This window comes from Rhizobium sp. P44RR-XXIV, from assembly GCF_001999485.2.
Classification (GTDB): Bacteria; Pseudomonadota; Alphaproteobacteria; order Rhizobiales; family Rhizobiaceae; genus Rhizobium.
This window is the reverse complement of the sequence record NZ_MPVZ02000026.1, coordinates 488,741-501,354: the sequence shown is the minus strand read 5'-3', so window position 1 is coordinate 501,354 and position 12,614 is coordinate 488,741. Positions and strand designations below refer to the sequence as shown.

The following is a 12,614-nucleotide window of genomic DNA, read 5'->3' as shown; positions in this document are numbered from 1 at the left end:
GACCCATGGCACGTATCGAGAAAATAGAACTGCGCATGGTCGATCTGCCGCCGAAGGTGAAGCGGACGGATGCGATCCAGAGTTTCGTCAGCCAGGAAACGCCGATCGTCACCATCACCGACAGCGACGGCGCCGTCGGCACTGGCTACAGTTACACCATCGGCACCGGCGGCTCGTCTGTCATGCGGCTGCTGTCTGACCATCTCGTGCCATTACTGATCGGTGAGGATGCCGATCGCATCGAAGCGATCTGGCACAAGCTTGAGTTTGCTACCCACGCGACGACCATCGGCCCCATTACCGCGCTGGCGCTTGCCGCTGTCGATACCGCGCTATGGGATCTGCGGGCCAAAAAGCAGAACCTGCCGCTCTGGAAGCTGGCCGGCGGGGCCAAGGATCGCTGCGCGCTCTACACGACAGAGGGCGGTTGGCTGCATATCGAAAAGGAAGCCTTGGTCGAGGACGCCCTGCAGGCGAAGGCGAAAGGCTTTTCCGGTTCGAAGGTCAAGATCGGCAAGCCGCATGGGTCCGAGGATTACGATCGGCTTGCGGCGATGCGGCTGGCGCTCGGCTCCGGCTTCGAGATCATGACAGACTGTAATCAGGGCTTTACCGTCGATGAGGCGATCCGCAGGGCGGCACGCCTCAAGGAACTCGACCTCGCCTGGATCGAGGAGCCGCTGCCGGCCGACGATCTCGACGGCCATATCCGGCTGACGCGCTCGACGCCGACGCCGATTGCGGTCGGGGAATCCATGTATTCGATCCGGCATTTCCGCGAATACATGCAGAAGGGCGCCTGCTCGATTGTCCAGGTCGATGTTGCCCGCATCGGCGGCATCACGCCGTGGCTGAAGGTGGCGCATGCAGCCGAAGCCTTCGACATTCCCGTCTGCCCGCATTTCCTGATGGAGCTGCATGTCAGCCTCACCTGCGCGGTGCCGAACGGCAAATATGTCGAATATATCCCGCAGCTCGACGATCTCACCACCAAGGGCATGGAGATCGTCGACGGCAAGGCGCTTGCGCCCTCCGAGCCCGGCATCGGTATCGAGTGGGATTGGGAGGCCGTGAAGGCGCGCTCGATCGGCGAATTCACCCGGGAAATCCACGGCTGAGAAGGAACTGACCATGCAACGGATGGGTATGGTGATCGGCCTGGAGCCGGCCAAGATCGCGGAATACAAGGCGCTTCATGCGGCCGTCTGGCCCGAGATCCTGGCGCTGATCTCGGACTGCAACATCACCAACTATTCTATCTTCCTGAAGGAGCCGGAAAACCTGCTCTTCGGTTACTGGGAATATGTCGGCACGGATTTCGAGGCCGACATGCGCAAGATGGCCGCAAGCCCGAAGAACCAGGAATGGTGGTCGGTTTGCATCCCCTGCCAGAAGCCGCTTGATACTCGCAAGGAAGGTGAGTGGTGGGCCATGATGGAGGAGGTGTTTCATCATGACTAATCTCCAAGAAGGGCCCCTCACCCTAGCCCTCTCCCCGCAGGCGGGGAGAGGGGACGACCTCTTATGTTGCGTCTTCACGTCTCCTCTTAGGTTGAGAGCTGACGGAGGGTGCGCCAATCCCCTTCTCCCCGTCAAAACGGGGAGAAGGTGGCCGACAGGCCGGATGAGGGGCGCGTCGCGGAACGCGCGGGTGGGGGTGATGCTCCGGGCGCATAGCGCTGCCGTTTTCGCACTGGGAGAGATCACCCACCCCGGACCTTCGCTCCGACCCTCCCCCTCAAGGGGAGGGTAAGATGACTTTCGATCCCACATCTCTTCGCCAATGGTGGCCGAAGCCATCGAAGCTGCGTCCGATCGTGATCTTCGGTGCGGGCAGCATCGTCGGTGACGCGCATCTGCCTGCCTACAAGCAAGGCGGCTTTCCGGTCGCGGGTCTATACGATCCAAACACCGAGAAAGCGGCGGCGCTGGCCGCTCAACGGGGCATCCGGGCTTTCGCCTCCGAGGCTGAAGCATTTGCCGTCGAAGGCGCGATCTTCGATCTTGCGACACCGCCGGCGGCGCATGCGCCGATCCTGGCGAAATTGCCGCGCGGCTCCTTCGCGTTGATCCAGAAGCCGATGGGCAGCGATCTCATGGGTGCCACAGACATCCTGCGGGTCTGCCTCGAGCGAGACATCAAGGCTGCCGTCAATTTCCAGCTTCGTTTCGCGCCGATGATGCTGGCGCTCTATGATGCCGTGGAGAAAGGCTATCTCGGCGAGGTCGTCGATTTCGATGCCTGGCTGGCGCTGGCCACCCCATGGGGGCTCTGGCCTTTCCTGAAGGGCTTGCCACGGATCGAGATCGCCATGCACTCGATTCACTATCTGGATTTCATTCGCGGCTTGCTCGGCAATCCGCTTGGCGTCCATGCCAAGACCATTGGCCACCCCAACCACGATGTCGCGCAGACGCGGACAGCAGCGATCCTCGACTATGGCGACAAGGTGCGCTGCGTGCTCTCGGTCAATCACGATCATGATTTCGGCCGCAAGTTCCAGGCCTGCGAATTCCGCATCGCCGGCACCAAGGGCGCGGCCTATGTCAAGCTCGGCGTCAATCTCGACTATCCGCGGGGTGAGCCGGACGAGCTGTGGATTCGTCCCGAAGGTGGCAGCGATTGGGTCGAGGTGAAGCTCGAGGGCGCCTGGTTCCCCGATGCCTTCGTCAATCGCATGGCCAACCTGCAGCGCTTTGCCTCGGGCGAGGACAAGGTGCTGGTCGGCTCTGTCGAAGATGCCTGGCAGACCATGGCGCTGGTCGAAGCCGCCTATCAGTCGAGTGCCGCTCCGGCGACGCCGATTGCCGAACTTCCAAAGGCTTGAGAATGGCAGAACAAACCATCTATTTCGAAGACTACGAACTCGGCCATGTCAGGGTGACCATCGGACGGACGATTACCGAGACAGATTTCGTTGTCCATGCCGGCCATACCGGCGATTTCTTTCCGCACCATATGGATGCGGAATTTGCTAAGACCTTGCCCGGTGGCCAACGCATCGCGCATGGCACGATGATCTTTGCGATCGGCGTCGGCCTTACGGCGTCGCTGATCAATCCCGTCGCTTTTTCCTATGGCTACGACCGGCTACGCTTCGTCCGCCCGGTACATATCGGCGATACGATCCGCACCCGCGTCACCATATCGGCGAAGGAGGACGATCCGAAGCGGCCTGCTTCCGGGCGCATCGTCGAGCGTTGCGAGGTGCTGAACCAGCGCGATGAGGTCGTACTTGCCGCTGATCATATTCTTGTCGTCGAGCGCAAGCCGACTGCGGAGAAGGCGTGATGGTGACGCTTAAGGGAATGACCTGGTCGCATCCGCGCGGCTATGATCCGATGCTGGCCTGCTCCAAACTCTGGCAGGAAAAGACCGGCGTCGAAATCATCTGGGAGAAGCGCTCGCTGCAGGATTTCGAGACCTTTCCGGTGGAGGAGCTCGCCGCCCAATACGACCTGATTGTCATCGATCATCCGCATGTCGGCCAGATCACGCGCGAGAATTGCCTGCTGCCGCTCGATGATGCTGGTCATTCGGCGGAAATCGCTGCAATCGGCGCCGGCACGGTCGGTCGCTCCTATCCAAGCTATCACTGGCAGGGCAGGCAATGGGCTTTTCCGCTCGACGCGGCGACGCAGGTGCAGGCTTACCGTCTCGACGGGTTGAGCGCGCCGGTCAAGGATCTCGCCGAATTCGTGACGCTTGCTGAAAAGGGCAAGGCGATCCTACCAATGCGGCCGCCGCATTCGCTGATGACCTTCATCACGCTTGCTGCGCATCTCGGCACGCCCTGCAGCATCGAGGGGCCGGATTTTATCGCCAAGCAAAATGGCGAAGCGGTGCTCGACTGGATGACGCGGATCGTCGCCGCGATGGATATCAGCTGCTATGAGATGGACCCGATCGCCGTGCTCGACCTGATGAGCCAGCCCGATAGCCCATACGTGGCCTCGCCCTTCATTTATGGTTACGTCAACTATTCCTTTGCGGGCTTCCGACCAGCCCGGATCGCCTTTGCGGATATGCCCGTCATCGACGGTCGCCAGCCGAATGGCTCGGCGCTTGGCGGCACGGGCATTGCCGTATCCGCCCGAACGCAGGCGCCGGAGGAGGCAAAGGCCTTTGCGCGCTGGATCGCCGGCGGGCCGGTACAGGCAGGTATTTATGCCGGCAGCAACGGTCAGCCGGGTCATGCCGATGCCTGGGTTAGCGATGGGGTCAATGGCCCGGCGCTCGATTTCTATCGCAACACGCGCGCGACGCTGGAAGGCGCCTATGTGAGGCCGCGACATGACGGCTACATGGCATTTCAGAGCGACGCATCCGAGGTGATTAGCGATGGACTGCGAACCGGCGAGCGGCATACAGTCCTTATCGAAAAGCTCAACCGGCGCTTCGCGCAATCGTTCGAAGGGTAAGGCAAGGGCTGCGCCATCTGTTTGTTATTGCATGATCTTATCCTATGTCGGCTATGCGGCCGGCCGAAATGGATGGGATCATAGTCCCCGAGGAAAGGATCAGAACTATGGGTCACGGGTTGGAAGGCAAGAAGGTCGTCATCACGGCGGCCGGGCAGGGCATTGGCCGGGCTTCGGCGGAGCGCTTCATTTCGCTCGGCGCGCATGTCTACGCCACCGACATCAACGAGCAGACGCTTGCGACGCTCGATGGCGCTACCAAGCATGTGTTGAACGTGCTCGACGGTGCAGCGGTCAAGACTTACGCCGAGGAACTCGGCCCCATCGACGTGCTCTTCAATTGCGCCGGCTTCGTGCATTCCGGCACGATCCTGGACTGCGAGGAAAAGGACTGGGATTTCTCGTTCAACCTCAATGCCAAGGCGATGTACACGACCTGCCGCGCCTTCTTGCCGGGCATGCTGGAGAAGGGCAAGGGCTCGATCGTCAACATGTCCTCCGTCGCTTCCAGCGTGAAAGGCGTGCCCAATCGCTTCGCCTATGGTGCTTCCAAGGCTGCGGTCATCGGGCTTACCAAGGCGATCGCCGCCGACTTCGTCGCCAAGGGCATTCGCGCCAACGCCATTTGCCCCGGCACGGTTGACAGCCCGTCGCTTCATGAGCGGCTGAAGGCAACCGGCGACTACGACAAGGCGATGAAGGACTTCATCGCCCGCCAGCCGATGGGCCGCATCGCGACCGCCGAAGAGATCGCCGCGCTGGTGACCTATCTGGCGGGCGACGAGGCTGGCTTCACGACCGGCCAGATTCATGTCGTCGACGGTGGCTGGACCGGCTGAACCTCGGTTCCATGGCTCGGAGGCCCTATATTGCGGGGCCTCCTTTTATTTGTCACTCTCATCGGCGAATCGGTTCTGCAAGACGATTTTCGATCGGGAGAACGACGCATGGGCACCAACGGACTTTTGCATCGTTCGAGAGGGCTCGTGCTGTTGCGCAAGCATCAGGTGATCCTGATTGCCGTGCTTGTCGGCATCGCGGTTTTTCTGCTGCTGACCTCAAGGGATCTCAACACAGGCAACCTGCTCATCGCCTGGGATACGACGGCTATCGTCTATATACTCTACAGCCTCTATCGGATGCTGACGGCCGATGTGCAACGCATCCGCAAGCGCTCAGCCGACCTCGATTTCTCCGATGTGCTGCTGCTGATCCTGTCGATCGGGGCGGCAGTTGCCAGTATCGGCGGCATTGTCCTTGATCTGATCGGTGTGAAGGATGCCTCGCCGGAGGTGGCATTTTTCCGCGTGATGATGGCGATCGTGACGATCCTGATCTCATGGGCGTTCCTGCACATGCTGTTCACGATCCACTATGCGCACCGCTTCTACGCCAATCCCGGCAAGGGGCAGGGGCTTAAATTCGCCGAGCCGGTGGAAGAGCCGATCTACTGGGATTTTCTCTATTTTTCCTTCACTATCGGCGTTGCCGCGCAAACCGCCGATATCGGCGTTTCCACGGTCGGCATGCGTAAGCTGGTGCTTTTGCACGCCATCCTGTCATTCCTGTTCAATACGACGATCCTGGCGCTGGCCATAAATGTCGGGGCGAGCCTGATCTAGGCCCGCCCCTTCAACAATAGCGGCTTATATCGTCAGACGACGGCGTTGCCGGCCATGACGGCCAGAACCAGGAACACCAGGAAGACGATCAGGAAGATGGCGAAGAGAACGCGCGCTATGGTTGCGGTTGCCGCCGATACGCCTGAAAAGCCGAAAAAGCCGCTGATCAGCGAAACTACAAAGAAAATAAGAGCCCATTTCAGCATTTAGCAGTCTCCTCTGCGTTGTACTTCTTAAAGACGCGGGAGATGGGAAATTGTTCCGAAGCCGTTTCGATTAATGGGGTGTTGTCGTCTTTCGCGGGAATTTACGGAGAGTGCGGCACCCCCCTCTGTCCCTTTCGGGACATCTCCCCCACAAGGGGGGAGATTGGTAACTCGCGGTAGCCTTTTGTATCTAAACCAGCACCGTATCTGCTGAAGCTGAGGCTCAACGTCTTCGCTCGGCTGGCGTCAAACGCCCAACGATCTCCCCCCTTGTGGGGGAGATGTCACGACAGTGACAGAGGGGGTATTCTCATCACGAACTCGAGAAAGCCGACTGTCATCGACAGCTGCATCTCACCCATGATTGATCATCACATGCCGCACGGCCGTATAGTCTTCGATAGCGTAGACTGACATATCCTTGCCGTAGCCGGATTGTTTCAGGCCGCCATGCGGCATCTCGTTGACCAGCATGAAGTGGGTATTGATCCAGGTGCAGCCATATTGCAGCCGGGCGGCGGTTTGCATGCCGCGGCTGATGTCCTTGGTCCACACCGAGGAGGCAAGGCCGTAGTCGCTGTCATTGGCCCAGGTGACGGCATCGTCGGGGTTGGTGAAGCGTGTCACCGAGACGACGGGGCCGAAGACCTCGCGGCGCACGATTTCGTCATCCTGCGTCGCGCCGGCAACGATAGTCGGGGCGTAGAAGAAGCCGCGATCGCCTGATGTTTTGCCGCCGGTGGTGATTTCCATGTGCTTGTGTTCGGAGGCGCGCGCAACGAAGCTTTCGACACGGTCGCGCTGGCGCTTGGAGATCAGCGGGCCGATCTCGTTTTCGGTATCGTCTGCGAGGTTGAACTTGATGCTCGATACGGCGGAGGTCAGGTCGGCGACGAAATTGTCGTAGACCTTGGCGTCTGCGTAGATGCGGCAAGCGGCGGTGCAGTCCTGACCGGCATTGTAGTAGCCGAAGGTACGGATGCCAGCGACGACGGCGTCGATATCAGCATCGTCGAAGATGATGACGGGCGCCTTGCCGCCGAGCTCGAGATGCGTGCGCTTCACCGTCTTCGCGGCGGCTTGCAACACCTTCTTGCCGGTCGCGACATCGCCCGTTATCGAGACCATGCTGATCTTCGGGTGGTTGATCAGTGCATTGCCGACACTTTCGCCACGGCCGAGGATAACGTTGACGACGCCTTCGGGCAGGATTTCCGCCAGCAGTTTCGCCATCTTCAGCGCCGTCAGCGGCGTCTGTTCGGAGGGTTTGAAGACAACCGTGTTGCCGCCGGCAATGGCCGGTGCCAGCTTCCAGGCCATCATCATCAGCGGATAGTTCCAGGGCGCGATGGAGCCGACGATGCCGATCGGGTCCCGGCGGATCATCGAGGTGTGGCCGGGCAGATATTCGCCGGCGACCGGGCCATGCAGGTTGCGCACCGCACCAGCAAAGAAGCGGTAGCAATCGACGATGGCGGGGATTTCATCATTGAGCACGGCATTGATCGGCTTGCCGCAGTTGAGCGCTTCCAGTGCAGCGAAGCCTTCCGTATCCCGCTCGATGGCGTCGGCGATCTTGAGGAGATAGGTGGAGCGCTGGCTTGGCGTCGTCTGTGACCAGCTCGTGAAGGCTTTTTCGGCGGCGTCGACGGCGGCATCGATCTGGCCGAGCGAGGCCTCCGGCAGATTGAGCACTTTCTCCCCGGTCTTCGGGTTTAGCACTTGCTCTTCCGTTTCGGTGCCGGCCTCGAAGCGGGAGCCGATCAGCATCTGGGTATCCATTATTCTCTCCCTTTCATTTGCCGCCGCCGGCGATCTGGTCGCCGTCGCGGGTAAGATAGTAGGCTGCCAGGATCGGCAGGAAGGTGACGAGCACGACGACCATGGCGACGACATTAGTCACGGGTCGCTGGCGCGGGCGGATGAGCTCCTCGAGCATCCAGATCGGCAGAGTCATCTGCTGGCCGCCGGTGAAGGTGGTGACGATGACTTCATCGAAGGACAGCGCGAAGGCAAGCATACCGCCGGCAAGCAGCGCCGTACCGATATTCGGCAGGATGATATGGCGAAAAGTCTGGAAGCCATCGGCGCCGAGATCCATCGAAGCCTCGATCAGCGAACCGGAGGTGCGGCGGAAACGGGCGACGGCGTTGTTATAGACAACAACGACGCAGAAGGTCGCATGGCCGAGAACGATGGTCCAGACCGAGAAGGGGATGTCGAACAGGCTAAAAGCCGAGCGCAGCGCGATACCGGTGATGATGCCGGGAAGCGCGATCGGCAGGATGACGAGCAAGGAGATCGCCTCCCGGCCGAAGAATTTCGTCTGGCTGACGGCGGCGGCGCAGAGCGTGCCGAGCAAGAGGGCGATTGCGGTCGCGATTGTCGCCACCTGCACCGATAGCGCCAGTGACGACCAGACATCCGGTCGGTTCCAGGCAATGCCGAACCATTGCAGGGTGAAGCCCGGTGGCGGCCACTGATAGCTCTTTTCCTCCGTGGTGAAGGCATAGACGAAGATCAGCAGGATCGGCAGATGCAGGAAGAGCAGGCCACCGGCGGCGGCGATCTTCAAGGGGAAAGAGGCGCGTTGGCCACGATCAGAGCGCATCGAAAGCTCCCTGTTTCTTGGCGATCCAGAGATAGATGGCCATGATGACGATAGGCACCACCGAGAAGGCGGCGGCAAGCGGCACGTTGCCGGCGGTGCCTTGTTGCGCATAGACGGCTTGGCCGATGAAGAGGCGCGACGAGCCGATGATCTGCGGGATGATGTAATCACCCAATGTCAGGGAGAAGGTGAAGATCGAGCCGGCGACGATGCCGGGAAGAGCCAGCGGCAACAGCACGGTGCGGAAGGTCTGGTTCGGCGTTGCGCCGAGATCGGACGAGGCTTCGAGCAGATTGGCCGGCACGCGCTCGAGAGCGGCCTGCGTCGGCAGGATCATGTAGGGCAGCCAGATATAGACGAAGACGAGGAACGTGCCGATATAGCTGACCGAGAGCGAGTTGCCACCGATGATGGGCAGAGCAAGTACGCCATCAAGCAGCCAGCCAAGATGCAGTCTGTCGAAGATCCAGGTGAGGATGCCTTCCTTGGCAAGGATCAGTTTCCAGGCATAGACCTTGACCAGATAGCTTGACCAAAGCGGCAGCATGACCCCGAGATAGAACAGCGCCTTCCATTTCCCCTGCGCATAACGCGCAGCATAATAGGCGATGGGAAAGGCGACGAAGGCGGAGGCGACCGTGACGAGGGCAGCCATGATTACCGTGCGCACGATGATGTCGAAATTGGCCGAGTTCAGCAGCTGCGCATAGGTCGAGAGCGTGAACTGGTAGTTCACCATTCCCGAGAAATCGTCGATCGAGAAGAAGCTCTGCAGCAGCAGCGCGATCAGCGAGCCGATATAGATGATGCCGAGCCAGAGCAGCGGCGGCGTCAGCATCAGGAAGAGCAGCAGCTTCGGGCGGCGCCAGAAGAGATCCGAAAGACGGCCGAAGAATCCGCCGCGGCTCGGCAGGATCGAGGCCGGCGCCTGGCTCGACGAAGCGGGGAAGGCGGCGGCGTTCATGCGGCGTCATCCATATAGTGCACATCCGCCGGCAGCCATGCGAGGCGAACGGCGGCGCCGGTATCGGGCGCCGACTGGCCCGCCGGTACAGTGACATGCAGGCGCGCGCCATTCGCTTCCATCGAGAGGCGGGTAGCAGCACCGAGAAAGCTCGCCGCCTTCACGGTTGCTGCCACGCCGCTCTCCTCAGTCAACCGTATGGCTTCGGGGCGCAGGCTTGCCCAGCGCCGCTCACCGCCAAGCGACGACATGGTTTCCGGCGCGATGACATTGGAGGAGCCGACGAAATCGGCAACGAAGCGGGTTTTCGGCCGCTGATAGATCTCATGCGGCGTGCCCTGCTGCACGATGCGGCCATCATTGAAGACGGCAACGCGGTCGGCCATGGACAGGGCCTCACCCTGATCGTGGGTAACGAAGACGAAGGTGATGCCGAGCGCGCGCTGCAGGCTCTTCAACTCCTCCTGCATCTGCTCGCGCAGTTTCAGGTCGAGAGCGCCGAGCGGCTCGTCGAGGAGCAGGACTTTCGGCTTGTTGACGAGGGCTCGGGCGAGCGCCACGCGCTGGCGCTGGCCGCCGGAGAGGCTGGCCGGGGCGGCGGGTGCCATATCCCGGCAGTTTCACCAGTTCCAGCGCCTGCTCTGCGGCGCGCTGCCGCTCAGCCTTACCGATGCCCTTGACCATCAATCCGTAGGCGACGTTGTCGAGGATGTTGAGATGCGGAAACAGGGCGTAATCCTGGAAGACCGTGTTGACGTTGCGCCTATAGGGCGGCACGCCTTCGGCCGTCTCGCCGAAGATTTCGATATGGCCGCCCGTGGGCTGCTCGAAGCCGGCAATCAGCCTGAGGCAGGTGGTCTTGCCGGAACCGGAAGGGCCGAGCATGGCGAAGAATTCGCCGGGCGCGATTTCCAGATCGACACGGTCCACAGCGCGGACCTGGCCGAAATGGCGCGACACCTGCTGGAAACGAACGGCGGTCATGGGGTGCTCCAGGAAAAGTGTTGTCATTCCTTCTCCCCAGCGGGGAGAAGGTGGCCCGAAGGGTCGGATGAGGGGGCGCGATATAAGTTGTTCTTCGCTTACTGCTCGGAACGTTCGTCGCTTCTCATCCCACTCATTTGCTCTGTCGGGCATCTTCTTCCCGTTGGGGAGAAGATGGAAGGTTACCGCCCCCCAATCACGCCGATATAGTCCGATACCCAGCGGTGATAGGGCACGCACTCGCTCTGGCTCGTGCACTTGGCGACAGGCGTCTTCCAGAAGCGGATCTTGTCGAAGTGGTCGTAGCCGTTGGTGGCGCAACCGCTGTCGGTCAAGAGTTCGTTGCCCTTGCAGGCTGCAGGAACCGAAGGCACGGCGCCGAACCAGGCGGCGGCGTCGCCCTGAACTTTGGCCTGGAGGGAATGTTCCATCCACATATAGGCGCAGTTCGGGTGCTCGCTGTCGGCATGCAGCATGGTGGTGTCGGCCCAGCCCGTTGTTCCCTCATCCGGGAAGGTGGAGGCGATCTTCTGCTTGTCTGATTGCAGCAGGTTCACCTGGAACGGCCATGAGCCGGAGGCGACGACGCCTTCGTTCTTGAAGTCGTCGGTCTGGATCATCGCATCATGCCAATAGCGGCTGACGATCTTGCGCTGGCCGCGCAGCAGCTCAAGAGCGGCCTTGTACTGGTCTTCGTTGAGTTCGTAGGGGTCCTTGATACCGAGTTCCGGCTTGTGCGCCATGAGGTAGAGGGCGGCATCGGCAATATAGATCGGGCCGTCATAGGCCTGGACGCGACCCTTGTTGGACTTGCCGTCGGGCAGGGTCATCTCTTCAAAGACGACATTCCAGCTTTTCGGTGCTTCGCCCTTGAAGGCATCGGTATTGTACATCAGCACGTTCGGCCCCCAGAGGTAGGGCACGCCGTAATGGACGCCGTTGACCGTATGCCACGGGGCATTCTTCAGGCGGTCGTCGAGGTTTTTCCAACTGGGGATCAGGTCGGTATTGATCGGCTGGACGCGCTTACCGGCGACGAGACGCAGCGATGCGTCGCCGGAAGCCGTCACGAGGTCGAAGCCGCCCTCGTTCATCAGCGCGACCATTTCGTCCGATGTCGCCGCGGTCTTGACGCTGACCTTGCAGCCGGTTTCCTTTTCGAAGCCGGTGACCCAGTCGTAATTCTTGTCGCTTTCACCGCGCTCGATGTAGCCGGCCCATGCGACGATGCTGACGGCGCCTTCGCCCTTGCCGAGCGTCTTCAGCGGCTCGGCGGCGATGACCTGCGTGGCAAAACTTAAGCATGCGAGTGCGGCCGTGCATGAATTCAGCAGATGCTTCATCGAACTCTCCCGGTTTTTGAGCCTTAATATTGTGGAGCCAGTGGCTGGCTTTTTGTTCCCGGAAGAAAAGGTGACCCGATTTCGCCGCATTCGCAAATTCATTTATCAGAAAGGCGATATCGGAAATTCCGATATCGCCTTTCTAGAACAGCATGGTCGGTGGCTGTACGATCAGCATGTCGCATCGAATGGGATAGCGTGAACTTTTGCCCTGATCTGTTGGTATTCTATAGCCGCTTACATGTGTCTCGCAGCGGTATTTGAGCGCCCTTCTGCGATCGATCAGAAACAGGATGTCTTTGCCGTTTTCATCTTTCCGGATTTCGATGATACCAATATCGGGCTTTGAAAGCAGCACTTTGGGATCTGAAGGATACCGAAAGTGGTCCGAATTACCGGCAATGGCCATATCGGTGCAAGCAAACAGAGATAGGATACTGTATGTAAATTCTCTGATCATCC

General features: G+C 60.4%; 13 protein-coding genes and 1 pseudogene. 7 read left to right on the top strand and 7 right to left on the bottom strand.

Annotated features, from left to right (window positions below; genetic code table 11):
* Positions 1–5: 5 nt before the first annotated feature.
* From BSK43_RS11295 to BSK43_RS11265, 7 genes are all read left to right on the top strand, one after another.
* Entirely contained in the window at positions 6–1,118 is a 1,113-nt protein-coding gene (locus tag BSK43_RS11295; protein ID WP_077472536.1) for a mandelate racemase/muconate lactonizing enzyme family protein, read from the top strand.
* Between the two features lie 13 nt (positions 1,119–1,131).
* Positions 1,132–1,461 carry an L-rhamnose mutarotase gene (locus tag BSK43_RS11290; protein ID WP_077472537.1) on the top strand — a complete coding sequence of 110 codons (330 nt, stop codon included), beginning with the start codon at positions 1,132–1,134 and terminating at the stop codon, positions 1,459–1,461.
* 293 nt (positions 1,462–1,754) lie between these two features.
* Positions 1,755–2,828: a Gfo/Idh/MocA family oxidoreductase gene (locus BSK43_RS11285; RefSeq protein WP_077472538.1), complete on the top strand. Its 1,074-nt coding sequence runs from the start codon at positions 1,755–1,757 to the stop codon at positions 2,826–2,828.
* 2 nt (positions 2,829–2,830) lie between these two features.
* Entirely contained in the window at positions 2,831–3,292 is a 462-nt protein-coding gene (locus tag BSK43_RS11280; protein ID WP_077472539.1) for a MaoC/PaaZ C-terminal domain-containing protein, read from the top strand.
* On the top strand, positions 3,289–4,422 hold the full coding sequence (locus BSK43_RS11275; protein ID WP_136686851.1) for an extracellular solute-binding protein: 1,134 nt from the start codon (positions 3,289–3,291) through the stop codon (positions 4,420–4,422). Before BSK43_RS11280 ends, BSK43_RS11275 begins: the two co-directional genes overlap by 4 nt.
* 107 nt (positions 4,423–4,529) lie before the next feature.
* Positions 4,530–5,261, top strand: coding sequence for an SDR family oxidoreductase (locus BSK43_RS11270; protein ID WP_077472541.1), 732 nt, complete (start codon positions 4,530–4,532; stop codon positions 5,259–5,261).
* A 108-nt stretch (positions 5,262–5,369) separates the two neighbouring features.
* The gene (locus BSK43_RS11265; RefSeq protein WP_077472542.1) at positions 5,370–6,044 is read left to right on the top strand and encodes a DUF1345 domain-containing protein; all 675 of its coding nucleotides are present in this window, start codon (positions 5,370–5,372) and stop codon (positions 6,042–6,044) included.
* Positions 6,045–6,076: 32 nt separating this feature from the next.
* Here BSK43_RS11265 and BSK43_RS11260 read toward each other — a convergent pair whose 3' ends face one another.
* The 7 genes and pseudogenes from BSK43_RS11260 to BSK43_RS11230 all read right to left on the bottom strand — a co-directional run bounded on the left by BSK43_RS11260 (position 6,077) and on the right by BSK43_RS11230 (position 12,612).
* Positions 6,077–6,250 carry a DUF1328 domain-containing protein gene (locus tag BSK43_RS11260; protein WP_077472543.1) on the bottom strand — a complete coding sequence of 58 codons (174 nt, stop codon included), beginning with the start codon at positions 6,248–6,250 and terminating at the stop codon, positions 6,077–6,079.
* A 354-nt stretch (positions 6,251–6,604) separates the two neighbouring features.
* Positions 6,605–8,032, bottom strand: a complete 1,428-nt coding sequence (locus BSK43_RS11255) for a gamma-aminobutyraldehyde dehydrogenase (RefSeq protein ID WP_077472544.1) — start codon at positions 8,030–8,032, stop codon at positions 6,605–6,607.
* Between the two features lie 13 nt (positions 8,033–8,045).
* Positions 8,046–8,861 (bottom strand): ABC transporter permease, encoded by an 816-nt coding sequence (locus BSK43_RS11250; RefSeq protein WP_068399856.1) that lies wholly within the window; start codon positions 8,859–8,861, stop codon positions 8,046–8,048.
* The gene (locus BSK43_RS11245; RefSeq protein WP_077472545.1) at positions 8,851–9,825 is read right to left on the bottom strand and encodes an ABC transporter permease; all 975 of its coding nucleotides are present in this window, start codon (positions 9,823–9,825) and stop codon (positions 8,851–8,853) included. The genes BSK43_RS11250 and BSK43_RS11245 overlap by 11 nt, the downstream gene beginning before the upstream one ends.
* Positions 9,822–10,809 (bottom strand): annotated as a pseudogene (locus BSK43_RS11240) (ABC transporter ATP-binding protein). Before BSK43_RS11240 ends, BSK43_RS11245 begins: the two are co-directional and overlap by 4 nt.
* 182 nt (positions 10,810–10,991) lie before the next feature.
* Entirely contained in the window at positions 10,992–12,152 is a 1,161-nt protein-coding gene (locus BSK43_RS11235; protein WP_077472547.1) for an ABC transporter substrate-binding protein, read from the bottom strand.
* 142 nt (positions 12,153–12,294) lie between these two features.
* Entirely contained in the window at positions 12,295–12,612 is a 318-nt protein-coding gene (locus BSK43_RS11230; RefSeq protein WP_077472548.1) for a hypothetical protein, read from the bottom strand.
* Positions 12,613–12,614: the final 2 nt, after the last annotated feature.